The following is a 25779-nucleotide window of genomic DNA, read 5'->3' on the forward strand; positions in this document are numbered from 1 at the left end:
TATTGGTAAAGCGCGCTTAACAGGGCTTACCGTGGCTGAGGATAAAGTTTTGATGAATGTTTTGTTCTATAGTATAAGCAATATGTACAAAATTTAATATATCATATTTCGAACCGTTTTCATATTGATAAAGAAAAATTAACCAGCACGTGTCAGATTTTGAAAGTGTGCCATATTGGGCGTATGCCGCATATACAGAATAGAGGAGGGGATGGGGATGAATTCTCAACTTATTTTATTACTTGTACTGTTTATTTTATTGGTTATTGTAGGTATAATTTGCTTATAGAGGAAAAAAGTGAGGAAGGGGCTTTCCTTCCTCACTTTCCATGAAATATAATTTCTATATAACTAGAAATTAATAAAATTGTTATACATACATTAATAACCCGAAAGACACCGGGCTGGCGGCTCGCAGCTATTTGTTTTCGTTCACACAGTGTATGTGTCATGAAATTCGTGTAAAATATAACAAGAAGTGCGAATGCGACAAAAACAACTGTTATAAGTGTCATGAGGCGAGACCTCCTTTTGGCTAAAATACATATACATATACATATACATATATTGTATCACACGATATTTTGTTCGTGTTACAAAATTCAGAAATAGAAGACTTTGTGTTAGAAAGTGAGGGAGAAAATGGACGTTGTTAGAAGATTAGAACAAGCTGAATACTATGTAGACCTATTATTTAAAATGATTGATGAAGAGAAGTGTCCATTTTATTCTTTGATCATAAAGAAAAAAGCTCGTAAAAAAGATATTGAACGTATACTAAATCTTTGTGAAAAACTGAACGGGCAATATGTAGTGGAGAAAGCAGAAGGGCTTCTTTTGTTCGATGCGCTGTTAGATCAATTTGAAAAAGCGCTTCCACATCAGCTCGAAGTACACGAAACTGCGGAAGCGCTAGCAAAACAAGGTTTATTTAAGCCGCTTATGAATGAATTCTTAAGCATGATTGCGAAAAAATAAATAGATTATTTCTTAACTAACTTTTGATCGGATTCTGTAAAGTTCTCTTCAATATCTTCTAATGATTTCTCAAAAATATCGATAAAGTCTTGTCCGTAAATGTTACGCAGGATTGCAATCAGTTCGATATTTTCTGGGAACTTCCCATAAAAATTACGAAGTGCAAGAGCCCCATTAAACACTGAATTATTTTCAGGATCATACTCTTCCATTAAGCGAAGTAGTAATTCTTCCCCTTTGTCTGTAATTTCAATGTACGTATTTCGTTTATCATCTTCCTTTTTTGAGAATACAAGATAGCCGCGTTCTTCCAGCTTTTTCGAGAAGTTAAACGCTGTTGATACGTGCATAACTCCAAACTTAGCAATCTCAGAAATAGAAGCCCCTTTTAAATGATAAGCGATTGTTAAAATATGATGTTCATTAATATTTAAATCGTAAGGTTTAATCCACTGCTGCCAATCTTTCTCTACACATTTCCATAACGCTTTCGATAATTGAGCAATGCGTTGGCTGAAAATCATCGCTTCTTTTACCGAGTAATCTTTTTCTCCACTTTTCATTTACTCACCCACTTTAACATTCTTTTTTCATTACTATCTATTATGCCAGTAAAATAAAAATTAATAAAGTCTTTTTGTGAGAATTGTGAAAATTTTTCGGAAAAATGACATTCTATACAAATCATGCATAACTATGGAAGCGTTTTATGAGTCGTAAATACATACGTTGTCCTTACATGTTAAGTGATAACATATATTGTAAATGCATAAAAACACGGCATATCTATACGATATGCCGTGTCAAGGTCAATTTATATAAAAAATATTTGTTATATGCAAAAAACTAAGCAGGAATTTGTTTACGCTTTTTCTGGAACAGCTTCTTGTAGTTTCTCAATTGACTTTTGGATGTCCAAAATTTCTTTCTCAATATGGCGCTTGTTTTGAGAAATATCTTGCTTCCAGTTAGAAAGCGTGTCTTGCATGTCATCTTTTAATTCTTGAAACACTTCTTTACCTTCTGAAGCAGTTTCAACAATTTGACGCTTTAATAATTTCGTATCAGCTGTAATATCAGCTAAAGTCTTTTTAATATCATTTCCTTTTTCTTTTAACTTGCCGCGCATGTCTTTACCAGAAGAAGGAGTTGAGAAAAGAACAGCTAGTCCAGCAACTGCTCCGCCGCAAATAACACCTGTAATAAAGGATTTAGCTTTTGACATAAAAGGAGACCTCCTTATTTTTTGTTCGTATTCATGATGGGAAAAATATGCATATCTTTCTTATATGTGCTATGCACAAACAATCATCCCTGAGCATTTTAAGTAAAGAAACAAGCCATGCGGAATTTGATGACTTCAGGGAAGTGGCTTGTTATGTATTACGCCTTCTTATAGTGTCATTATTTCACACTATTTGCAATTGTACTTGCGATGTTTTGTAAATTTTCCATAGTGTATTCATTTTGATGTGATTTCCAAACAGCACCGAAACCATCTTTTTCACCGTAGCGTGGAATTAAATGAAGGTGGAAGTGGAACACAGTTTGTCCAGCTTTTTCACCGTTATTGTTAAGTAGGTTAAAGCCAACTGGATTAAACTCTGCTTTAATCGCATTTGCGATTTTTGGAACGACAGAAAAAATGTGTGATGCGATTTCTGGCGTTAACGCAAAAATGTCTTGTTTGTGAACTTTCGGAATAACAAGAGTATGTCCTTTTGTTACTTGACTAATATCTAAAAATGCAAGCACATGTTCATCTTCGTATACTTTTGAGCAAGGGATTTGCCCGTCAATGATTTTACAAAAAATACAATTGTCTGCTGTATGATTCATTGATCTCATCCTTTCAAATATCCTTAGCCGTATTTTACCATAATTACATAAGAGAACAAACACGAAAAACAGGAAGCTGACTCAGCTTCCTGTTTTCTGAAGAGGGATTGAAAAAGCATTATCGTAATTTACGTTTCGCAGACACCTCATTTATTTAAGAAATGCACGGTAAATCGGCTAAAGTTTCTGCCGTAGACACCCCATTTTCAAGTGAAATGAATTGCAATCTTTTTTAAAATGAAATTGTTTATTTTTTAAAACAGTATATGCTCTTTCAGAGACACCCCGTTTCGAAAATGAAACAAATGATCTGGTTATGTGTAAATTTCATTGTCCAACTTGGACACCCCATTTCATGATGACTTCACTATGTTGTTGTACTCATCAATTGGTGGTTGCTTTTTCAATGTGTTCCTTCTTCAATAATTATGATGTCCGCTTTCGGAAAAATATATGCTAATAAATTAAAAAATTTTTTTTGAGTACATGGATACTATGTAGTACAGCATAATTTTTGGTAAGATGAATATAGAATGAATACTAATGAAGAAAGTGGTGTCGTATGAGCGAGTTATTGCGTGTAGAAAATGTTACAGGAGGATATACGAAACGACCTGTATTAAAAGACGTTTCGTTCTCTGTTAATAAAGGCGAACTTGTCGGCTTAATCGGTTTAAATGGAGCTGGTAAAAGTACGACGATTAAACATATTATCGGTTTAATGGAACCGAAAAAAGGAACTGTCACAATTAATGGGAAAACAATTCGTGATGATATGACAGCGTACCGTTCTAGCTTTTCATTCATTCCGGAAACGCCAGTATTATATGATGAATTAACGTTAGAAGAGCATTTGAAATTAACAGCTATGGCGTATGGCGTTGATGAAAAACAATATGAAGAACGTGTAGGACAACTACTACAAGAGTTTCGTATGAAAAATCGTTTAAAATGGTTTCCATCTCATTTCTCAAAAGGAATGAAACAAAAAGTAATGATTATGAGCGCATTTTTAGTGGAGCCATCTCTTTACATAGTAGATGAACCTTTCGTTGGATTAGATCCGTTAGCGATTCAATCCCTTCTTCAAATGATGGACCAAATGAAAAAGAGTGGTGCCGGTATTTTAATGAGCACACATATTTTAGCGACGGCAGAGCGTTATTGTGATTCGTTCATTATTTTGCATCAAGGTGAAGTAAGAGCGAAGGGAACGCTATCTGAACTGCAATCACAGTTTAATATGCCAGGTGCAACGTTAGATGATATTTACATCGCGCTAACAAAGGAAGAAGATTATGAATAGCACAGCGTTATGGAAAGAACGATTTCGTCACTTTCTAAAAGAAGTTCGTACATATAGTAAATACGTATTTAATGATCATTTGAAATTTATTTTCGTGTTCATCATCGGTGCGGGAGCGTACTATTACCAGCAATGGTTACAAACGTTAACATCTTCGTTTCCAACTGCGCTCGTAATGGCAGTATTAATTGGACTCGTGTTAACGGCTGGATCCATTCAAACGTTATTAAAAGAAGCGGATCTCGTTTACTTGCTGCCAGTTGAACAAAAATTAAAACCATACTTTACAAAGGCGTTTCTTTTTACGTTTATGATTCAGTTGTACATAATCGCAATTGTAGCGGCAGCGCTTGCTCCGTTATACTTTCAGCAAATGAAACAAACAGGAGCGGCTTACATATGGATTGTACTCGCGTTTGTCATCGTAAAAGCGTGGAACTTATTCGTAGCATGGGAAAAGTCATTTTTAACAGATCAAAATATACAAAGAGCGGATTGGTTCATTCGTTTTATCCTAAACGGTTTATTTGTATATTTCCTTGTAGAACGTACTTCAGTTCTTTTCATTGGTGGAATCGTCCTTCTCATGGTGTTATACCTTGCTATCATGCATCAAATGGTAAAGGGAAAGCCACTAAACTGGGAGTATTTAATTTCTGAAGAAGGTAAGAAGATGATGCTGCTGTACCGCATCGCGAACATGTTCGTTGATGTACCAGCATTAAAAGAAAGAGTAGCACGCAGAAAATGGCTCGATTTCATTCTTTCGATGATTGGTGAAAAGCGTACATATTTATACTTATATACGAGAACGTTTTTAAGATCAGGTAACTATTTTGGATTATATGTGCGTTTGCTCGCTCTTGGAGGAGTTATTTTGTACTTCATTCCGTTTTTATATGGACGATTTATCGTAAGCCTTATTTTCCTATACTTAATCGGTTATCAGCTCTTAACTTTATGGAAACATCACCGCATGAAGATTTGGCTTGATTTGTATCCGGTAGGGGGAGAAGAGAAGAAGAAAGATTTTCTTACTTTATTAAACGCGATTCTAATCATCGGGAGCGTAATCTTTACAGTTATATTTGCACTAGCAACGAAAGATTTCATGATGACAGGAATTTTACTTATCGTAAGCATATTATTTAGTATCGGTTTCGTTTACCAATACGGGGCGAAGCGCATTGAGCGTTTAAATTGAAGGGAATGAACCTATGATTACATATGAAGAAAAGGTTATAAAAGAACTGGAGCAGTGGAAAGCTACATTTATGAAAGATTCTTCTATGATGACACGGTTCTCAAAGAAAGTGCAGACGAAGGTGCAACAGCTCATTCCGGCGAAAGTACAAAAGGTACTAACAGAGACGATTCGTATGATGGTGCAAACAATCAGCGCCGGGTCAAACTTTATAAAGCCGAAGCTAAAAGAGACGACATGGTCACTGCAAAGACGTGACGATGAAGTTCGTAAAAAAATGGATGAGTATAAAAAAATAGCAGCGGCAGAAGGGGCAGGGACGGGGGCTGGCGGTATTCTCCTCGGTCTTGCTGACTTTCCGCTTTTACTCGGCATTAAAATTAAATTTTTATTCGATGCAGCGACATTGTACGGATTTGATACGAGCAACAAAGAAGAGCGCCTTTTTATCCTTCATGTTTTTCAGCTTGCCTTTTCAAGTGACGATCACCGAAAAGAAATATGGAAAGCAATCGAAACGTGGGATACAGAAGAAGAAAATCATATGGACTGGGAAAAGTTCCAAACAGAGTACCGAGACTATATCGATTTAGCCAAAATGCTGCAGCTCGTACCAATAATCGGTGCCCCGGTAGGCGCATATGCGAACTATCAACTACTGCAAAGACTCGGAGAAGTGACGATGAATTGTTATCGTATGCGATTGCTGAATAGGGATTAAAAAGAAGGCGTCCTACATGTGTAACGTAGGACGCCTTTTCTTAGAAGCCAAGTCCGATATAGCTAACTCCAACTATAATCAATACGATAAAAAGTACAATGATTAATGAAAATCCGCTCTTACCAGCTTGTCCTGCTTCACCGCCGCCATTACCACCACTACCGCCATTACCACCAAGTCCCATATGATATCCTCCTTATTGTTATATGTTGCTTTTACTTTATAACTTTCTGTATTTTCTGATAAACACCTTCTGTAGTGCTAACTAAATTGAAAATCATTTCGTTTTGTTTTATAATTTACTTACCGACCGGTAAGTAAAAATAAGTGAGGTACAGTATGACGAAGAATTTACAAACATCGCAAAACATTGTAGAGGCATCATTTAAACTTATGGCAGAACACGGCATTGAGAAGATGAGTCTTTCCATGATTGCGAAAGAGGTAGGTATTTCAAAACCGGCTATTTATTATCATTTTTCTTCTAAAGAAGCGTTAATCGATTTTTTATTTGAAGAAATTTTCTCTGGATATCATTTCGTGAGTTATTTCGATAAAGAGCAATATACGAAAGAAAACTTTGCAGAAAAGTTAATTGCTGATGGTTTACATATGCTCTCTGAATATGAAGGGCAAGAAGGGATATTACGCGTTATCAATGAATTTATCGTAACTGCATCGCGAAATGAAAAGTATCAGAAACGCTTATTTGAAATACAAGAAGATTTCTTAAATAGTTTCCACGATTTATTGAAGAAAGGCGTAGAACTTGACGTAGTGTCACAACATGAAACGGAAGAAAATGCTCATACGCTAGCACTCGTGATTGATAATATGAGCAACTATATGCTCATGGGATTCCAGTTAAAGTATAAAGAAATTTGGATTCGAAATGTGAAAAACGTCATGAAGGAGGAGTAAAGATGAAAATGCAAAAAAACTGGTGGCTCGGTTTTCTTGGATTTATTGGGGTTTATAAAATACCAGGTATGATTCAAGCTTTTCAAGCGGATGGAAATTGGATGAAGTTAATCGGTTTCATTTGGCTACTTTGGTTCGGATATTTTATTCCTGAGAAGAAAGAAGATTGAATTTCAATTTTCTGTAAAGTTACGTAAAATATAGATTAAGAGTATTCATATATTAGATTACTAGATTTGGAGTGGTTACATGGATCCATTGAAAAATGAAATTCACCCTGACATGGTCAAGGTGTGGAAAGCGCGTTCTTTAATTGAGCTAGGAATCAGTATTATAGTCATTTTGGCATATCTTTTCTTTATGATTAAGTTTAATTGGTGGGCTTGGATTTTCTATGTGCTCATCGGATTAACAATTGTATATACACCGTTTGATTACTTTACGTTTCCAAAACTACGTCAACGTTATTACAGCTACCAACTAAATGAAGAAGAACTTGAAATTCAGCATGGTCTTTTCGTCGTAAAGCGCGTATTAGTACCGATGATTCGTGTGCAGCACGTTACGATTGAACAAGGGCCAATTATGAGAAAATACGGATTAGCAGAATTACACATTTCAACAGCAGCAACTTCTCATAGCATCCCAGGTTTAACGATGTATGAAGCTGAAATGTTGAAAACGAAAATCGCAGAATTAGCGAAAGTGAGTGATGAGGATGTATAAGAGGCAGCATCCAATCACGATGTTATTAGAATTAAAAATAACAGATTTTATACCACTCATTATTTTTCTTTTTAGCTTAAGGGGAAAGTTTCCATTTTGGTATTTAGTTCCTATTGGTTTTGCGGTAATCACAATTGTTTCAGCTATCGTAGGTTGGTATTACAAAGTATACTGGGTCGAAAATAACGTATTACATGTGAAGCAAGGTCTCTTCGTAAAGAAGGAGAGCTACTTAAATAAAGAACGTGTTCAAACGATTAATACAAGTTCTAACGTACTATACCAAATGCTCGGTTTGAAAAAAATTCAGATTGAAACAGCTGGCGGGGGCGATGAAGCAGAAGTTAGCTTAGCTGGAATTACGGTAGAAGAGGCGACGGAGCTTATTACTTTGCTAAATGAGCCAACTCCAGAAGTGAAAGCAGAAAAAACGTTAGACGAAGCAGCAGAAAATACAGTAGAAAAAGCAATTGTTACAGAGGAAAAACAAACGACAGAGTACAAGTTAACGTGGAAAGAGATTTTAATAGCGTCTGTTACATCTGGTCAATTTGGAGTATTGTTCTCTTTAATCTTTTTCGTTTATCACCAAGTAGATGAGTATATTCCGAAATGGATAAAAAATAGTGTGACGTCATATGTAATGGACCACGATATATATGGCTGGATTTACATGGTAGCTATTTTACTTGTCGTTTCTTGGATGATATCTACAATTGGCTACGCGTTAAAACACGGTAACTTCACAGTGAATCGAAAAAATGATGAAGTCCGTATTTCGCAAGGGTTACTGGAGAGAAAAGAACTCGTACTAAAATTGCACCGCATTCAAGGGATTACGATAAAAGAAGGCATTTTACGCCAACCGTTCGGTTATTGTGCTGTGCAAGTAGAAGTCATTCAAAGTGAAGGGAAAGAAGAAAAAGTTACACTGCATCCTATCATTCGAAAAGATCGAGTGCAACAATTACTCGCGCATTTACAATTACCATACGAACTGAATGCAAGTATTACTTCGTTACCAAAAGCAGCATTGCGCCGCTATCTCATTGATAGTTTTATCTTTTTCGCTATGCTCGCAATCCCGCTTACTGGAATAAGCATATACTTTGAAAAGTATTACATCATGTGGGCATTACTACCGCTCGCAATCCTTATCTTTACACTTGGATACACAACATTTAAAACAAATGGCTACAGTGTTAACGGAGAACAAATTACACTTGTCTATCGTAGCGTCGGAAAATATACAGGACTTATTAGAAGAAGACACGTCCAATCAATGGAGAAGACACAATCATATTTCCAGCGCCGTGCGGATTTATGTACGTATAAGTTTTCGAGTGCATCATCTAGTTATAAAATAGAGTATACGAGAGTAGAAGATGCGGAGAGAATGCAGGATTGGTATAAGAAGAAAATAAATGAGATGTAACTTGAGAAAGCTTGCCTATTATGAAAGGCAGGCTTTTTTGTTATAGGGAAAAGAGTCGTTTAATCCATATATTAGTACAACTACAGCACACATGTATCAATACGTATGAAAAAAGGTAATATGCTTCTGTTTTAGGAAAATATGTGGGATTTTTGATATAAATGGTATAATAAAATGGAAATAGTATTAGGAGGTTATATATGATAAGTCAGTTGAAAAGAGAAGCACTTGATGCATTAAAAGGAAGATGGGGACTAGCGGTAGGGGCAACCTTATTAATTGGAATCCTTATTGGAGCTGTTGAAATGCTAACAACAGGTATTTTCTCGATATTTTGGGGTTGGGAAGAAGCAAGTGATTCACTTACAGTAAGTATTATAGTAATGCTTGTTATTGGTCCATTAACAATAGGTGCCTATTATCTTGTTTTAAATGCAATTCGTGGGACTGATGCTCGCATTGGTCATATATTTAGATGGTTTAGCGATGGAAGTAAGTTGATGAAGTCGTTTTTAACATATTTACTAATGTATGTATACTTGACTCTATGGACATTACTTCTTATTATTCCAGGTATTATTAAATCATTTTCTTATTCTATGACATATTTTATTTTGAATGATCATCCAGAATATACAGCGAATCAAGCGATTACTGAGAGTCGTCATATGATGAATGGACATAAAATGGATTACTTTTTACTATGCTTAAGTTTCTTAGGTTGGTTCATTTTAAGTATTCTTACTGTAGGAATCGGTTTCTTATGGTTAGCACCTTATTTCTACGCGACATCAGCCGCATTTTATGAAGAGATTTCAAAAGAATATTATAAAAAAGAAGGCACTACTTTCTAATAAAACATATAAACTATCTACCCTAAAGAATGTAGGGAGCAGATAGCAGATGGTTTAGGTGTTTTGATATTTGTCCTATTTTCGGGATTCACTTCAGGATAAGGTATAGATTTTTATATAGAAATGCTACCCTCTATGTTTTATCATAGAGGGTTATTTTTTTATGTAAAAATGATAGGAAATAATGAATAATATATGTAAAGAAAAAAGCGAGGTGAATGAGAGTGAGCAAATTTTTAATACCGTATTCATTTTCTATATTAAGTTTCTTTATTTCAGCAACAGCACTTGATTTATATGATAGGATGGGAAACGATAGTGAGCTGGTTTCGCCGAACATAATTGGAAAGATAATTCAATCTACTGCGCAAATGGGAGTCCTTACATTGTATTTCGGAGTACCTATTATTTTAGGTGGCTGTCTACTTGGTGAGCTATTGTTTAGAGGTATCATTTTACGATTTAAACCAAGCTATATTATATCTTTATTATTATATCTATTTTTAGCTTTTAGTATTGTTTTCGTAACGGTAGGCATTCCAACTACATATGAAGATTCTAATACATTTTTCATGGGGATAACTATGATTTGTGCTGTTACATTCTTTGTGAGTCGGAATATATGGGAAAACAAGTTAATAATGGAGTGACAAAATGAAATACACCTGTCCATGTTGCGGATATAAAGTTTCACTTTATTGGATCAGTTAGAAAACCGACTAGTGAAGATGTGAAGGATGCTAGTTGGCAGCGAATTTGTTAAGTAGAATGTTATTACTCAATTTAATGGGAGTAATAACATTTTTTATTTAGTACTGAAAGAATTACTGCTGTCTTAAAGTAATAAGAAGGACTAAATCGGTAAATTTTATTAATGGATATATTTTCAATAAATACAAAAGTATAGATGTATAGTCATCTTTGTGTATTTAATGTTATCATATTGAATGATATGGAAATTTTTAATAGAATAAGTAACTAAAAATTCAAAGGTAATGAAGCTTTTGTTGTATAAAGAAAATACTTAGTAGTAATCAACAATATTAAAAATAAGATTCGTATTTATATAAATTTAGTAGAAATGGGGTTTTAAAAAGGAATGAGTATAAGCATAACGCGGCAAAAGATTTTGGCGGCCGCTTCTCAAATTGTACAATGTAAAGGGGTTGCTAAATTAACTTTAGAAGCAGTGGCAAAAGAGGCGGGTTTAAGCAAAGGTGGATTATTGTATCACTTTTCAAATAAAGAAGCTTTAATAGAAGGTATGATAGTCCGAGGGGTAGAGGATTATGAAGGGGCCATTTACAATAAAGTAGTGGAAGACTCAGAGAGGAAAGGGAGATGGGTTCGCTCTTTTGTAGAGGAAAGATTAAGTAATGAGAGAAGAACAGAAGAGTTGTCTAGCAGTATGATGGCAGCACTCATGTTAAAACCTGAATTACTTGAGCCATTACAACAATCATTTCAGCAACTGCAAAAAAATATAGAAAATGATGAGATAGATTCAGTTTGTGCAACAATTATTAGATTAGCAGCAGATGGATTATGGTATTCGGAATATTTAGGGGTTGGAAGACTAAGCCCCGAGTTAAGAGAAAAAGTGATTCAAGCTCTTATTAGTAATTCATATAAATAGAATATACGAACTATATAATGAGAAAATAATTCACCATTGCTTCTTTAATGTAGTGGTGAATTATTTTTTTTATTAGAAAAATAGAACAATTTTATAGAGTATTGAATTATAACCGTCCAGACGGTATAGTAATATTTGGTTTAAGAGGAAAATGAAACAAAAAAAGAATAAAAGATATTTTTAGCACACTATTCGAAAGGATAGGCCGCAAAGCTTAGAGTCTACGGTAATACATATTGGTTACTAAGATCGTCTGGTTGCACATTTTTGATGCAACCGGACGATCTTTTTTTGTTATATAAATATAAAAATTTAGGAGGGAACTATGCAAATGAAAAGTACTAAAAGACATATTTCAATGGTTTCATTAGTTTTTCTAGTATTATTTTCAGTGCTGAATGTGTGGGCTCCAGTTATTCAAGCTGCTGTGATGAAAAGTCCAGTGGACGAAATTAATATTTCCCGTACTGATGGCACGACATCTGAACCATATCAAGCCTCAGATGGTATGAAAGTAGAAGTGAAGTGGTCAGCTAAAGAAAAAATAAAAAGTGGAGATCAATTCACAATTGATATGCCAAAAGAGTTTCGAAAAGACCTTATGAATATGAGTTTTCCTTTAAAAGATGCTGAAGGAAAAACAGTTGGTACATGTGAGATGAAAAAGGGTCTATTAACGTGTACTATGGGTGATTACGTAGAAGGAAAGAACAACATTAAAGGTTCTTTATTCGTAGAATTCTACTTTGGTCTAGAAGCATATGATGGTGTTAAAGAAATTCCATTAGAATTTAACGTTGATGGTCAAATCGTAAATAAAGAAGTAAATGTAAGTAATACGACAGAGAGACCGAAGCCACAACCCAATACGGAAAATCTATTGAAATGGGGTTCTTATAATCAAGAAGATCCGTCTATTGCTGATTGGCTTGTATATGTAAATGCAACTGGAACAGAAATGCAAGATCTTAAATTAACAGATACATTAGGACCTGGGCATGAGTTAATTACAGACAGCGTAGTATTAGAAGAGGCTGTATTTGAAGATGGTTATGCACCAACAAATATTAAGCCAGCAAATTTATCTAACATTAAAATAAATGCAACAAAGACTGGATTTACAATTGAATTTCCAGACAGTTCAAAAGGCTATATTGTAAGATATAAAACAAAGGTTACAAATCCTGCTGCAAAACCTCATAAAAATACTGTGAAATTAGAAGGTAAAAATATTAAAACTGAAGAAAAAGTAGGACAAGTATTTGTGAGTGGTGGGGGAGGATCCGGTTCAGGTGACAATAATCCACCTAGCATTGAAAAAAATATAGTTGATGAGAATGGCAAGCTTGTAGAGAATGAGCAGCTAACACAAATGGATCAAGTTATTCAATACCAAGTTGGTACACATATACCGAACGATCCTCCTAAATACACATCTATGGTAATTAGTGATGATTTAGAAGATGTTTTAGAAGTATTAGAGGCAAAAGTGTATGATAAAAATGGCCAAGATATTACTTCTAAAGGGACGTTAAATATAGATAAACAAAGAAGTGAAGTAACATTTACGTTTGGTGAGAATTTTGATTATAAGTCATATGAAGACCAGATAATTAATCTTAGTATCAAGGCGAAAATTAAAAATAATGCAGACTTATCTTCTTACGTAGATAAGAAGATTCCTAATAAAGCGGAATTACATTTTGATGATAAAACATTAACATCAAAAGAAGTAACTATTACACCGCCTGAAGCTCCAAAAGATGGTACAGTATCGCTTCATAAAATAGATTCTGAGAATCACAAAGGGTTAAAAGGTGCCGAATTTGAAGTTCGAAATAGTGCAAATGAAGTTGTTGCAAAACTGACAACGGACGAAAAAGGTTTTTCAGTACCTCAAACTTTAGCTCCTGGGACGTATAAAGTTTATGAAACAGTAGCACCAGAAGGATATCAAAAATTAACAAGCCCAGTAGAGGTTACACTTCAAGCTGGAGAAACAAAAACAATTGAAATTAAAAATACTGTGCAAAAGGGTCAAATTGAAATAAAGAAAATTGATTCGGAAAATGGTGAAAAACCATTAGCAAATGCAGAGTTTGATATAGTAAAAGACGGTGTAGTAGTCGAACATATTGTTACAGATAAAGATGGTAAGGCAATCTCTAAACCGTTAGCACTAGGAAAATATATTTTAAAAGAAACGAAAGCGCCTGAAGGCTACCAATTAAAAGAAACAGAGTTCGAAGTAAGTGTAACAGGGGACGGCATATTCCCAATGCAAGTGGAAAATGCAATGGTAGACAAAGGTAATATAGAAATTACAAAAGTGGACAAAGAAAACGGAGCAGTATTAGCGGGTGTCGAATTTGAAGTCCAAGATGAGAAAGATGAAGTAGTAAGAAAAGTAGTAACAGATAAAGATGGAAAAGCAAATGTTTCAGATCTATCAGTAGGAAAGTACAAATTAGTAGAGACGAAAAGCTTACCAGGTTATAAAAAGCTAACAGAACCAGTACCATTTGAAATAAAAAAAGGTATGACAAAAGCTTTAGCAATAAAAGTAGAAAACGAGCAGTTAGACAAAGGCTCAGTAGAAATTACAAAAATAGATAAAGATAGTCAAAAAGTATTAGAAGGCGTAGTCTTCGAAGTGCAAGATGAGCAAGGAAAAGTAGTAACAGAAGTAAAAACAGATAAAGATGGTAAAGCAAAAATCTCTGATTTATCAGTAGGGAAGTACAAATTAGTAGAGAGGAAAAGTTTACCAGGCTACAAAAAGCTAACAGATTCAGTATCATTCGAAATAAAAAAAGGTATGACAACAGTCCTATCGGTGAAAGTAGAAAATGAACAGTTAGATAAAGGTTCAGTAGAAATTACAAAAATAGATAAAGACAGCAAAAAAGCATTAAAAGGCGTAGTTTTTGAAGTGCAAGATGAAGCTGGAACAGTAGTAAAGGAAGTAAAAACAGATAAAGATGGTAAAGCAAAAATCTCAGATCTATCAGTAGGAAAGTACAAATTAGTAGAGAAAGAAAGTTTACCAGGCTATAAGAAACTAACAGATCCAGTATCATTTGAAATCAAAAAAGGCATGACCGAAGTTCTATCATTAAAAATAGAAAATGAAATGGTAGATACGGGAAATATAGAGATAACAAAGATAGATAAAGATAATAAAGCACCGTTAGCGGGAGTAACATTCATCGTCCAAGATGAAAAGGGTAATGAAGTTACAAAAGTAACGACAGATAAAGATGGAAAAGCAAATGTTTCAGATTTACTTGTAGGAAAGTATGAATTAGTAGAGGTAGAAAGTTTACCTGGTTATAAAAAATTAGAAAAACCAATATCATTTGAAATCAAAAAAGGCATGACCGAAGTCCTATCATTAAAAGTAGAAAATGAAATGGTGGATACAGGGAATGTCGAGATAACAAAAATAGATAAAGATAGTAAAGCACCATTAGAAAATGTTGTATTTGAAGTACGTGATTTAAAAGGAAAAGTAGTTGCGAAAGTAACAACGGATAAAGAAGGAAAAGCAAACGTTTCAGATTTATCTATCGGGAAGTATGAGTTGGTAGAAGTAGAAACACCGGCAGGATACAAACCACTAGAAAAGCCAATTTCATTTGAAATTGAAAAGGGTAGAGTAACAGCGCTAAAGCTAACAGTAGAAAATGAATTAGTGGATACAGGAAATGTAGAAATTACAAAAGTAGATAAAGAAAATAAAGATGCTTTAGCTGATGCAGTCTTTGAAATTCAAGATGAAGCAGGGCAAGTAGTCGCTAAAATAACGACAGATAAAAAAGGACAAGTACAAGTTACTAATTTATCAGTCGGCACATACAAGTTAGTAGAAGTAAAAGCACCAAAAGGATATAAACAATTAGTAGATCCGATTACTTTCCAAATTGAAAAAGGCATGACAAAATCTCTTGCTTTAACAGTAGAAAACGAAATGTTAGACAAGGGAAATGTAGAAATCACAAAAGTAGATAAAGATAATCAAAAAGCATTAGCAGGTGTAGTCTTCGAAGTACAAGACGAACAAGGAAAAGTAGTAACAGAAGTAACGACAGATAAAGAAGGAAAAGCAAAAATCTCAGACTTATCTGTAGGAAAGTACAAATTAGTAGAGAAAGAAAGCTTACCAGGTTACAAACAATTAACAGAGCCAGTATCATTCGAAATCAAAAAAGGTATGACAGAAGTCTTATCATTAAAAGTAGAGAATGAACAGTTAGACAAGGGAAATGTAGAAATCACAAAAGTAGATAAAGATAGTCAAAAAGTATTAGAAGGCGTAGTCTTCGAAGTACAAGATGAAAAAGGCAAAGTAGTAACAAAAGTAACGACAGATAAAGAAGGAAAAGCAAAGATTGCTGATTTATCAGTAGGAAAATATAAGCTAGTAGAGGTAGAGAGCTTACCAGGATATAAAAAACTAGCGAAACCAGTATCATTCGAAATCAAAAAAGGTATGACAGAAGTCTTATCACTAAAAGTAGAGAATGAACTAGTAGATAAAGGTTCAGTAGAAATTACAAAAGTAGATAAAGATAGTCAAAAAGTATTAGAAGACGTAGTCTTCGAAGTGCAAGACGAACAAGGAAAAGTAGTAACGGAAGTAAAAACAGATAAAAATGGTAAAGCAAAAATCTCAGACTTATCTGTAGGAAAGTACAAATTAGTAGAGAAAGAGAGCTTACCAGGCTACAAAAAACTAACAGAGCCAGTATCATTCGAAATTAAAAAGGGTATGACAGAAGTTCTATCATTAAACATAGAAAATGAAATGGTAGATACGGGAAATGTAGAAATTACAAAAATAGATAAAGATAATAAGGCACCGTTAGCAGGTGTAGTCTTTGAAGTTCAAGACGACAAAGGCAAGGTAGTAACGAAAGTAACGACAGATAAAGCTGGAAAAGCAACAGTTGCAGATTTATCAGTAGGAAAGTACAAGTTAGTAGAAGTAGAGAGTTTACCAGGCTACAAAAAATTAGAAAAGCCTGTACTATTTGAAATTACAAAAGGTATGACAAAATCTTTAGCGTTCACTGTAGAAAATGAAATGGTAGATACGGGGAATGTAGAAATCACAAAAATAGATAAAGACAGTAAAGCACCATTAGAAAATGTTGTATTTGAAGTACGTGACTCAAAAGGCAAAGTAGTTGCGAAAGTAACAACGGATAAAGAAGGAAAAGCAGACATTTCAGATTTATCTATTGGAAAGTATGAGTTAGTAGAAGTAGAAACACCAGCAGGCTACAAACCACTAGAAAAGCCAGTTTCATTCGAAATTACAAAAGGTATGACGAAAGTCTTATCATTGCAAGTAGAGAATGAACAGTTAGACAAAGGTTCAGTGGAGATTACAAAAATGGCCGCTGAAAGCAAGGAAGTCTTATCAGGAGCTGTGTTTGAGGTTCATGATGAAAAGGGAAAAGTAGTAGTGAAAGTAACAACAGATAAAGATGGAAAGGTAAAAATCACAGATTTATCTGTAGGTAACTACACACTAGTAGAAGTAGAAGCACCAAAAGGATATGAAAAATTAACTAATCCAATTCCATTTGAAATTACAAATGGAATGATAAATGCAGTTCAATTAGAAGTATTAAACAAATTGAATCATTTAGCGCCACCAGGCCCAGAAACACCAGATCCAGAAAAACCTGGAACACCAGATCCAGAAAAGCCTGGAACACCGAATCCGGAGAAACCTGGAACACCGAATCCAGAAAAGCCTGGAACACCGAATCCGGAGAAACCTGGAACACCGAATCCAGAAAAGCCTGGAACACCAAATCCAGAAAAACCTGGGACACCAGATCCAGAAAAGCCTGGGACACCGAATCCAGAGAAACCTGAAAAAGAATTACCGAAGACAGGGCAGAAAATGCCTGTGGAACCATATATGGGAGCACTTCTTGTAATGATGAGTTTTGGATTACTCATATTAGGTAGAAAACAGCAGAGATAATAAAGGTGAAAAGGTATCCTCAAAGTATTTGAGGATACCTTTTTTAGCATAAAAAAAGCATCTAGCAAAAGTACTAGATGCAAATAAAAACACAAGGGAAGACAAAGTTCTTCCCTTTTCCCGTATGTAATTATATCAAAAAATTTATAAAAAACTAGCTATATTTAAAATATAATTTTTAAAAAAGTTATATACATAAATAATTGCAATACGCGCAGTTTTATCTTTCTGAAAAATCTATTTCTTTATTTTTGAATATTAAGACTAATTTTGATAAATCTTCAGATAATTAGAAAAAATACCCGAAAGGATATATAATATTGCTTAATAAATAATTTTAATGAATTACGTATATTTCATTTGGTGTATTAATTGAATATCATAATTTTTAATTTTATTAAGCAAGAATCTCGGTTACTTATTGCATTTCTAACATAGGGTGAGATAGAAAAATACAATAGTGTGGAGGTTTTTATAATGACGTTTGTTCTTAGTAAAATGAGTGGCTTTAGCATAGAAGAAAAGGTACATGAATTTGAATCTAAAGGATTCCTTGAAATCTCAAATGAAATCTTTTTACAAGAGGAAGAGAATCATCGTCTATTAACACAAGCACAGTTAGATTATTATAATTTGGAAGATGATGCATACGGTGAATGCCGTGCTAGATCTTATTCAAGGTATATAAAGTATGTTGATTCACCAGATTATATTTTAGATAATAGTAATGATTACTTCCAATCTAAAGAATATAACTATGACGATGGCGGGAAAGTTAGACAGTTCAATAGCATAAATGATAGCTTTTTATGTAATCCTTTAATTCAAAATATCGTGCGCTTCGATACTGAATTTGCATTTAAAACAAATATAATAGATACAAGTAAAGACTTAATTATAGGTTTACATCAAGTAAGATATAAAGCTACTAAAGAAAGACCATCTTTTAGTTCACCTATTTGGTTACATAAAGATGATGAACCAGTAGTGTTTTTACACCTTATGAATTTAAGTAATACAGCTATTGGTGGAGATAATTTAATAGCTAATTCTCCTCGGGAAATTAATCAGTTTATAAGTTTGAAGGAGCCTTTAGAAACTTTAGTATTTGGACAAAAGGTCTTCCATGCCGTAACGCCACTTGGAACAGAATGTAGTACGGAGGCTTTTCGTGATATTTTATTAGTAACATTTTCTTATAAGGAGACAAAATGAGAGAGAATAAAATAATTATGATTTCTGGAGCCAATAGCGGTATAGGTCATGCTTGTATAAAATACTTTTTAGAAAAATCATTTCATGTAATAGCGCTTGATATTAATAATAATAATTTAATAGATTATATGAAAACAGATATGCCTTTGAAAGTAGTGCAAATTGATTTAAGTAATAGCGAAGCGATTCATAATCTTTTTACTCAATTAGATTTAGAAAAGCTTTCTCCTGATATATTAATAAATGCAGCTGGTATTCGAGAGATAACACCTGTTTTACATTTATCCGATGATATGTTTAAAAAAGTAATTGATGTAAATTTAGTAGCCCCATTTATCCTTTCTAGGGAAGTAGCTAAGCGATGGTGTGAATCGAAAATAAAAGGTTGTATTGTGAATATAGCATCGGTTTCTGGATTAATGGCTGAACCAGAGCGAGCTGCTTATGTTGCATCAAAGCATGCTTTAATCGGATTGACTAAACAGATGGCTATGGAATTTGGGAAGCAAAATATAAGGGTGAATAGCATTTCTCCCGGTGTTATTAGAACTGAACTTACAGAAGAATACTTTAGTAATACAGCCTTGATGTCTATGATAAAAAGTAATCAATCTTTAGATACTTGGGGGGTGCCGCAGGATATTGTTTCATGTATTGAGTACTTGATTTCTGATCAGGCCCGCTTTATTACTGGTTCTAATTTTGTAATTGATGGTGGTTGGACTGTTGGGAAAAATTTATAATTGAGTGTTTTTGAGGAAAAGCACCTGTCCTTTTTTAGGCTGGTGTTTTTCTCACTATAAACCGAGTTTTTATTGGAGGGGGATTAATTTGCTTCAAAAAAGTTTTAAGCAAGAGAAAACGGTACCGGCTTTAAAGATGATAGCATCAATGGTTATCTTTGGATCAGTTGGATTTTTTTCAGTTCAAACAAACTTACCTTCGTTTGAATTAGTGTTTGTAAGGTGTATTTTTGCGACAATATTTTTAAGTGTATGCTGGTTGCTTACAGGGCAATATAAACAAGATAAATGGGAACGAAAAGAAGTTATTCAAGTTTTAATATGTGGCTTTTTCTTAGTATTTAATTGGGTTTTCTTATTTAAAGCCTTTGAAAATATGTCAGTTACAATTGCTATCTCGGTTTATCATCTTGCACCAGTAATTGTACTGTTAATTGGAAGTATCGTCTTTAAAGAAAAATTAACATTAATATCTATCATTTCAATAGTTGTGTGTTTTGCAGGAGCTTTATTAATTGCTGGTATCGATGGAAGTTTCTCTGTCGGTTCATTAATGTCTTCAGGTATGATATGGGGATTTCTTGCAGCTCTCTTTTATGCATTTACAACTTTATTTGGTAAAGGGATTAACAAAATGAGTGCGTATGCAATGACATTTTTACAAACATTCTTGGGGATATTTCTTTTAATACCATTTATAGATTTAGATGCTTTTAGTGGCCTCACTCAAAGTAATTGGACATATATTATAGCTACTGGTTTTATTCACACAGGGATAGTATATTATCTGTTTTTTGATAGTTTACGCTATTTATCTACAAAAACAATCTCAATATTAGTTTTTTTGGATCCGGCAGTGGCAATATTATTAGATACTGTACTTACTGGATTCCGTCCAACTTTAATGCAAATAACAGGAATTCTTTTTATTTTTATTGGTATGACTTTAACATTAAAAAAATCTAAAGATAAAAAACTGAGCCAAAAAGAAAAGCGAATTGAAAGCGATGCTAGTATATCTCAACAATAATGAAATATATTGTGTATAAAACGATAAACCTTACATGAATCATGTAAGGTTTATTTTAGTTCAATATAATTCATATTTATAATATATAATTTTCAAAACTGAGGTATGTTTTTCTTTAATATGCTTTTGATTCATATATTTTTATTTGACTATAAATTTACAAAAATGTATATGAAATCTTATTTTTTGATAATATATAAGTAATAAATTCATAGAATTGGAGTGATGAGATGCAGCCGTTAGAAAGGGAGATTCATTCTAATATGCTGAAAGTGTGGCGAATTCACGCTTTAATTGGGACGGCAGTTATACTAACAGTCGTAATTGCGTATTTCTTTTTTATGATTAACTTTAACTGGTGGGGCTGGTTGTTTGGACTATTAGTAACAGGAGCTATTACATTTATTCCACTTGATTATTTTGTGTTTCCAAATTTACGTCAGCGCTATTATAGTTACAGATTAAATGAAGAAGAGATTGAGATTCAAAAGGGAATGTTCGTTGTAAAACGCGTACTTATTCCGATGATCCGTGTGCAGCACGTAACGATTGAGCAAGGGCCGATCATGAGAAAGTATAATTTAGCAGAATTACACATTTCAACAGCCGCAACTTCTCATAGTATTCCAGGTTTAACGAAAGAAGAAGCAGAACAGCTAAAAAGACAAATTGGAGAACTTGCGAAAGTGAGTGATAAGGATGTATAAGAGGCAACATCCGATTACGATATTGTTAGGTATTAGAGTTGCGAGTTTGTTGCCACTTATTATTCTTGTTTTATTTAAACCTGATGAACAAGTGGAACCTTGGTATTTATTTTATCTTTTCCTTCTAGTTGTTTTATTCATCATGGCTATTTTTTCAGCAATTAAATGGTATTTTAAAGTGTACTGGATTGAGAATAATATTTTACATATAAAGCACGGTGTTTTTGTAAAGAAGGAAAGTTATTTAAATAAAGAACGTGTGCAAAATGTTAGTACGTCTTCTAATGTCATTTATCAGATGCTTGGGCTTATGAAGTTAAATATAGAAGTAGCGGGTGGTGGTAGTGAACCAGAAGTGATGTTGGCTGGTATTAAAGAAGACGAGGCAAAACATTTAATCTCTTTATTACATAAGAAAGAAACTACTGTAAAAGAAGAAATAGAAGAGGAAGAAAGCAAGACGGTTTATCAGTTAACAGCGAAAGAGGTTTTAGCAGCAGCGATTACATCTGGTCGGTTCGGACTAGTGTTTTCTGGACTGGTACTTCTTTACACAAAGTTTGATTTTGTTCTTCCTGAAGGATTCACAAGTAAAGTAGAAGCGTATGTGATGGGAAACGGTGTTTATAAACTAATTGTAATAGCATTAATTTTAATGGCAATTTCATGGATTATTTCCACGGCTGGATATGTGTTGAAATATGCAAACTTTAAAATTGAGCGAAAAGGGGAAGAAATTCGTATCGTTCAAGGGTTATTTGAAAAGAAAGAGTTTGTCTTAAAATTGCACCGAATTCAAGCGATTACTGTAAAAGAATGTATGCTTCGCCAGCCATTTGGTTATTGCGCTGTTGAAGTGGAAGCAATTCACAGTATTGGAGCAGCAAGTAATGAAGTGATGCTGCATCCTTTTATGAAGAAAAAAGATGTACAGCACCTGCTCACATATTTAGAGTTACCTTATGAAATTGAAGCGGAGATCGCTCACTTACCAAAAACAGCGTTGCGTCGTTATTTCATTATGGGCTGGTTAATAAGTATCATACTCACAGTTCTAATTGCTAGCGTGAGTATATATTTAAAACAATATATTGCGTTATTTTTTATTTTACCGTTATTTATCGTGTTTTCGTTACTTGCGTATGCTAGATATAAAAGTGGCGGTTATGAATTAAGAGAAAATCAACTAACGGTTGTATATCGTAATTTTTCGAAATATACAGGAATAATGCGAAGAAGACATGTTCAAGCAGTAGGTTATAATCAATCGTATTTTCAAAGAAAGGATGAATTATGTACAACTCTTGTAGCGGTAGCGGGGCGGGGTTATGAAGTAAAGCATATGAGAAAAAAAGATTCACTTCGTATATATAATTGGTACAAAGAAAAAGGAAACACCGGTGTGTAATGGTGTTTCCTTTTTGTGTCATGATTTGTCGATAAGTCGATATATTCGAAGAAACGCTGATATAATTCGAGTTGCGCCGATAAATTCAGAAAAACGCTGATATAATTTGAGTTGCGCTGATAAATTCGAAGAAACGCTGATATAATTCGAGTTGCGCCGATAAATTCAGAAAAACGCTGATATAATTCGAGTTGCGCCGATAAATTCGAAAAATCGCCGATATAATTTCACATACCGCGGTTTCCGAACTCCAAACTCAAAAAAATTAAACTAACACATCAAAAGTAGTCACAAAAGAAGGGCGAGAGAAAATACTCTTTTGCTGTTCCGCATGTGGATGCGCCTGTGCTTGTCCTTCTGCTTGCGTGGGACGTTTTTTATGAGCGTTTTCGAATGAACGTGATTCTGTCCAGTCTTTAAAGTTTTGCTCTGTTTCCCACATCGTTAAGATGACATATGTATCGTTACTTAATGGGCGTAGAACACGGATCGCTTGGAATCCTGGTTCGTTTTCGATAAGGCCTGCGCGGTTTTTAAAGCGGTTTTCAAATACAGGGCGACCTTCGTCTGTTACAGAAATGTTGTTACAAACGATATAGCCAGGTTGTCCTTTAAATTCGCCGACAGCATCTAGTACGTCATACTGAAGTGAACCTTCTACAGATTCTTCTGTATTTTCTTTATAAAACATATTTTTTTCATCATTTTTTGCAGTGAAATGTGCTTGTTCTAGAGGTGTTTCGTATGAAATAATAGCCTTCATTTTAATGCCCCCTTACTAGTTTGTTTCTATTATATCAACTCTCTTAAAAAACTTCGAAGATTATATACATAAAGATACTTCTTTTTCAAATAATAAATGTACCATCATTTGGAAAGAAGGACGATGTATGAAGAAAGTAAAGTGGACTTTATTAGGCGGCGTCGCAACGTTCGTAGTAGCGATTGTACTCTATAAACTTATCGTGTTAGCTGGTGGCTATATGATGGATGAAAAGCAGCTCGTTTTCCACTCTTCATCACGTATCGTTGACCAGAAAGGGAAAGAAATTACGAAATTATACGTAGAAAATAGAGACCTCGTACCGATCGAGCAAATTCCGAAGTATGTGCAGCAGGCGTTTGTTGCGGTGGAAGATTCTCGTTTTTATGAGCATCAAGGGATTGATTATCCGTCTATATTCCGTGCTCTTTATAAAGATACGTTAGCTAGAGAGAAGGTAGAGGGCGGTAGTACCATTACGCAGCAACTCGCTAAAAACGTCTTTTTAACTCGTGAAAAAACATTTACGCGCAAATTGAAGGAAGTCGCAATTTCTCTTCAATTAGAGCAAAAATATACGAAGCAACAAATTCTTGAAATGTATATGAATCATATTTATTTTGGTCATGGGGCTTACGGGATTCAAGCGGCAGCAAAGTTGTATTTTAATAAAAATGTTGAGGATTTAACAGTAGAGGAAGGGGCAATGCTTGCAGGCCTTCCGAAGTCACCAAACGGATATTCACCGTACTATTCTGCAGAGAAGAGTAAGGAACGCCGCGATCTAGTATTGTCACTTATGCATAAACAAGGCTATTTGACTGCAGAAGAAAGCGTTCGTTATCAAGGGAAGACAATTGCTCTATATAAAAATTTAGATGAGAATGAGCTTGCATATATGCCGTATATTGATATGGTCATAGATGAAGCCGCTCGTTTATACGGGTTGTCTCATCAAGAAGTACTTCGCGGAGGATATACGTTTGTCGTACCTATGGATGAAAAGATTCAAAAGGTAGCATATAACCAGTTTCAAGATGCAAGGAATTTTCCTGGGAAAGAAGAAGGGGCGCAAGGTGCTTTCTTATTAATGGATAATCGTACGGGAGGGATTAAAGCGGCGATTGGGGGAAGAAAGTACGTCCCGAGAGGATTTAATCGTGTTTTTGCCAAAAGGCAGCCCGGATCTGTTTTAAAACCACTTATCGTTTATGCACCAGCACTAGAAACGAAAAAGTATAATCCGTATTCTTTATTAACGAATGAAAGAAATTCTTTTGAAGGGTATGAACCTCGAAATTATAATCATGAGTATTCAAAAGAAATGACGATGTATGATGCGATTTTAGAGTCGGCAAACGTACCGGCAGTTTCTTTATTAAATGAGTTAGGGGTAGAAGAAGGAAAGCAATATTTAGAAAAAGGAAATGTCCATATTGCAGATGCTGGTTTAAGTACAGCGCTTGGGGGACTAAAAAATGGCGTTTCAACATTTGATCTTGTAAAAATGTATCGTTCATTTTTAGCAAATGGAAATATTATTGAGCCGCACGTTATTGATAAAGTATTAAATAGACACGGTGCAGTCATTGGGGAATCTCCAAAAGTAGAGACGAAAATCTTCTCGAAGCAGACAGCATGGTATATGACGAAAATGTTAGAAGGAGTTGTGAAGGAAGGAACAGCGAGAGCTGGTGTATATAACGGTGCGTTAGCTGGAAAAACGGGTACAACTTCATTGCCAAATGACGATAAGGGAGCAAGAGATATGTGGTTCGTCGGCTATACACCTAACTTAGTAGGCGCTGTTTGGATTGGTTATGACCGTACGGATAAGGAGCATCAGTTGCAAGGAGAAAGTGCATCTGCGACAAAATTGTTTAAGAAAATTTTAACGAAGGCTAATGTAGAACATAAAGAGAAGTTTATGAAGCCTGAAGGTGTGGAAACAATCGGCGCTCCGATTCGACTGCGCAAAATTGAAGATGTAAAAATGAAACTATCATTTAGCCCTTTCGGTTTATTTAAAGCAAAATTAAGTTGGACGCCACTTCCAGATAACAGAATTATGTACCGAATCTATAGAGTGGAGAACGGAATTCATACACATGTTAGCACTGTAAATGGTGCTGGGGAATATGAGGAAAAGTTCGTTAACATATTTTCAAAACCGAGCTTTTACGTTGTACCATATAATACACAAACGAATCGTGAAGGAGAAAAGTCAAAAGTAGCTAAACCATAGTTTTTCTCTGTGTTATAATAAGAATGTTGTGAAAATAGTAAGCGTTT

General features: G+C 34.5%; 25 protein-coding genes and 1 riboswitch. Of the genes, 19 read left to right on the forward strand and 6 right to left on the reverse strand.

The window, feature by feature from the left end; translation table 11 throughout:
- Positions 1 to 175 precede the first annotated feature (175 nt).
- Positions 176 to 289, forward strand: coding sequence for a hypothetical protein (locus tag V7S45_RS05245; protein WP_002023459.1), 114 nt, complete (start codon positions 176 to 178; stop codon positions 287 to 289).
- Positions 290 to 320: 31 nt separating this feature from the next.
- Here the strand turns inward: V7S45_RS05245 and V7S45_RS05250 are convergent, their stop codons facing one another.
- Positions 321 to 515, reverse strand: a complete 195-nt coding sequence (locus V7S45_RS05250) for a hypothetical protein (RefSeq protein WP_000172690.1) — start codon at positions 513 to 515, stop codon at positions 321 to 323.
- A 127-nt stretch (positions 516 to 642) separates the two neighbouring features.
- On the opposite strand from V7S45_RS05250, the gene V7S45_RS05255 reads away from it, so the two are divergent.
- Entirely contained in the window at positions 643 to 978 is a 336-nt protein-coding gene (locus tag V7S45_RS05255; protein ID WP_257115905.1) for a YhaI family protein, read from the forward strand.
- A gap of 5 nt (positions 979 to 983) precedes the next feature.
- On the opposite strand, the gene V7S45_RS05260 is transcribed toward V7S45_RS05255, so the two are convergent.
- The 3 genes from V7S45_RS05260 to V7S45_RS05270 form a co-directional block, all read right to left on the reverse strand.
- Positions 984 to 1541 carry an HTH-type transcriptional regulator Hpr gene (locus V7S45_RS05260; protein ID WP_000834924.1) on the reverse strand — a complete coding sequence of 186 codons (558 nt, stop codon included), beginning with the start codon at positions 1539 to 1541 and terminating at the stop codon, positions 984 to 986.
- A gap of 299 nt (positions 1542 to 1840) precedes the next feature.
- Complete coding sequence (locus tag V7S45_RS05265) at positions 1841 to 2203, reverse strand: YtxH domain-containing protein (protein WP_000030302.1); 363 nt, start codon at positions 2201 to 2203, stop codon at positions 1841 to 1843.
- 179 nt (positions 2204 to 2382) lie between these two features.
- Positions 2383 to 2817 carry an HIT family protein gene (locus V7S45_RS05270; protein ID WP_001016835.1) on the reverse strand — a complete coding sequence of 145 codons (435 nt, stop codon included), beginning with the start codon at positions 2815 to 2817 and terminating at the stop codon, positions 2383 to 2385.
- A gap of 562 nt (positions 2818 to 3379) precedes the next feature.
- Here V7S45_RS05270 and ecsA point away from each other — a divergent pair.
- Genes ecsA through ecsC form a run of 3 tightly spaced genes read left to right on the forward strand, consistent with a single transcriptional unit; the run spans position 3380 to position 6048 of the window.
- Complete coding sequence (gene ecsA / locus V7S45_RS05275) at positions 3380 to 4123, forward strand: ABC transporter ATP-binding protein EcsA (RefSeq protein ID WP_001292603.1); 744 nt, start codon at positions 3380 to 3382, stop codon at positions 4121 to 4123.
- On the forward strand, positions 4116 to 5327 hold the full coding sequence (ecsB, locus tag V7S45_RS05280; protein WP_001089127.1) for an ABC transporter permease EcsB: 1212 nt from the start codon (positions 4116 to 4118) through the stop codon (positions 5325 to 5327). Before ecsA ends, ecsB begins: the two co-directional genes overlap by 8 nt.
- A gap of 13 nt (positions 5328 to 5340) precedes the next feature.
- Positions 5341 to 6048: an ecs operon protein EcsC gene (gene ecsC / locus V7S45_RS05285; protein ID WP_000634139.1), complete on the forward strand. Its 708-nt coding sequence runs from the start codon at positions 5341 to 5343 to the stop codon at positions 6046 to 6048.
- 40 nt (positions 6049 to 6088) lie between these two features.
- On the opposite strand, the gene V7S45_RS05290 is transcribed toward ecsC, so the two are convergent.
- A complete protein-coding gene (locus V7S45_RS05290; RefSeq protein WP_000522760.1) occupies positions 6089 to 6232 on the reverse strand; it encodes a YjcZ family sporulation protein in 144 nt (47 codons plus the stop codon).
- Positions 6233 to 6387: 155 nt separating this feature from the next.
- Here V7S45_RS05290 and V7S45_RS05295 point away from each other — a divergent pair, with 155 nt between their 5' ends.
- The 13 genes from V7S45_RS05295 to V7S45_RS05355 all read left to right on the forward strand — a co-directional run bounded on the left by V7S45_RS05295 (position 6388) and on the right by V7S45_RS05355 (position 22724).
- Positions 6388 to 6969, forward strand: coding sequence for a TetR/AcrR family transcriptional regulator (locus V7S45_RS05295; protein ID WP_257115906.1), 582 nt, complete (start codon positions 6388 to 6390; stop codon positions 6967 to 6969).
- A 2-nt stretch (positions 6970 to 6971) separates the two neighbouring features.
- Positions 6972 to 7139 carry a hypothetical protein gene (locus V7S45_RS05300; RefSeq protein ID WP_257115907.1) on the forward strand — a complete coding sequence of 56 codons (168 nt, stop codon included), beginning with the start codon at positions 6972 to 6974 and terminating at the stop codon, positions 7137 to 7139.
- 79 nt (positions 7140 to 7218) lie between these two features.
- A complete protein-coding gene (locus V7S45_RS05305; RefSeq protein ID WP_000371346.1) occupies positions 7219 to 7695 on the forward strand; it encodes a PH domain-containing protein in 477 nt (158 codons plus the stop codon).
- Positions 7688 to 9130 (forward strand): PH domain-containing protein, encoded by a 1443-nt coding sequence (locus tag V7S45_RS05310; protein WP_342761684.1) that lies wholly within the window; start codon positions 7688 to 7690, stop codon positions 9128 to 9130. Before V7S45_RS05305 ends, V7S45_RS05310 begins: the two co-directional genes overlap by 8 nt.
- Positions 9131 to 9330: 200 nt before the next feature.
- Positions 9331 to 9984, forward strand: coding sequence for a DUF975 family protein (locus V7S45_RS05315; protein WP_000625400.1), 654 nt, complete (start codon positions 9331 to 9333; stop codon positions 9982 to 9984).
- Positions 9985 to 10208: 224 nt separating this feature from the next.
- A complete protein-coding gene (locus tag V7S45_RS05320) occupies positions 10209 to 10634 on the forward strand; it encodes a hypothetical protein (protein ID WP_257115909.1) in 426 nt (141 codons plus the stop codon).
- Positions 10635 to 11083: 449 nt separating this feature from the next.
- Positions 11084 to 11620 (forward strand): TetR/AcrR family transcriptional regulator, encoded by a 537-nt coding sequence (locus V7S45_RS05325; RefSeq protein WP_325832534.1) that lies wholly within the window; start codon positions 11084 to 11086, stop codon positions 11618 to 11620.
- Between the two features lie 172 nt (positions 11621 to 11792).
- A riboswitch (cyclic di-GMP riboswitch) is annotated at positions 11793 to 11885 on the forward strand.
- A gap of 60 nt (positions 11886 to 11945) precedes the next feature.
- On the forward strand, positions 11946 to 17621 hold the full coding sequence (locus V7S45_RS05330; protein ID WP_342761685.1) for a SpaA isopeptide-forming pilin-related protein: 5676 nt from the start codon (positions 11946 to 11948) through the stop codon (positions 17619 to 17621).
- A 477-nt stretch (positions 17622 to 18098) separates the two neighbouring features.
- A complete protein-coding gene (locus V7S45_RS05335) occupies positions 18099 to 18836 on the forward strand; it encodes a 2OG-Fe dioxygenase family protein (RefSeq protein ID WP_000144819.1) in 738 nt (245 codons plus the stop codon).
- Entirely contained in the window at positions 18833 to 19579 is a 747-nt protein-coding gene (locus V7S45_RS05340; RefSeq protein ID WP_257115911.1) for an SDR family oxidoreductase, read from the forward strand. Before V7S45_RS05335 ends, V7S45_RS05340 begins: the two co-directional genes overlap by 4 nt.
- A gap of 88 nt (positions 19580 to 19667) precedes the next feature.
- The gene (locus tag V7S45_RS05345) at positions 19668 to 20609 is read left to right on the forward strand and encodes a DMT family transporter (RefSeq protein WP_000939630.1); all 942 of its coding nucleotides are present in this window, start codon (positions 19668 to 19670) and stop codon (positions 20607 to 20609) included.
- Between the two features lie 230 nt (positions 20610 to 20839).
- The gene (locus V7S45_RS05350) at positions 20840 to 21316 is read left to right on the forward strand and encodes a PH domain-containing protein (RefSeq protein ID WP_001182725.1); all 477 of its coding nucleotides are present in this window, start codon (positions 20840 to 20842) and stop codon (positions 21314 to 21316) included.
- A complete protein-coding gene (locus V7S45_RS05355) occupies positions 21309 to 22724 on the forward strand; it encodes a PH domain-containing protein (RefSeq protein WP_000278148.1) in 1416 nt (471 codons plus the stop codon). Before V7S45_RS05350 ends, V7S45_RS05355 begins: the two co-directional genes overlap by 8 nt.
- 265 nt (positions 22725 to 22989) lie before the next feature.
- On the opposite strand, the gene hmoB is transcribed toward V7S45_RS05355, so the two are convergent.
- A complete protein-coding gene (gene hmoB / locus V7S45_RS05360; RefSeq protein WP_000644063.1) occupies positions 22990 to 23487 on the reverse strand; it encodes a heme-degrading monooxygenase HmoB in 498 nt (165 codons plus the stop codon).
- 127 nt (positions 23488 to 23614) lie between these two features.
- On the opposite strand from hmoB, the gene V7S45_RS05365 reads away from it, so the two are divergent.
- Positions 23615 to 25732, forward strand: coding sequence for a PBP1A family penicillin-binding protein (locus V7S45_RS05365; RefSeq protein WP_000756294.1), 2118 nt, complete (start codon positions 23615 to 23617; stop codon positions 25730 to 25732).
- The last annotated feature ends 47 nt before the right edge of the window (positions 25733 to 25779 follow it).

Origin of the sequence: Bacillus sp. BR3(2024), from assembly GCF_039134555.1 — a bacterium.
In the GTDB taxonomy this organism is placed as follows: domain Bacteria; phylum Bacillota; class Bacilli; order Bacillales; family Bacillaceae_G; genus Bacillus_A; species Bacillus_A cereus.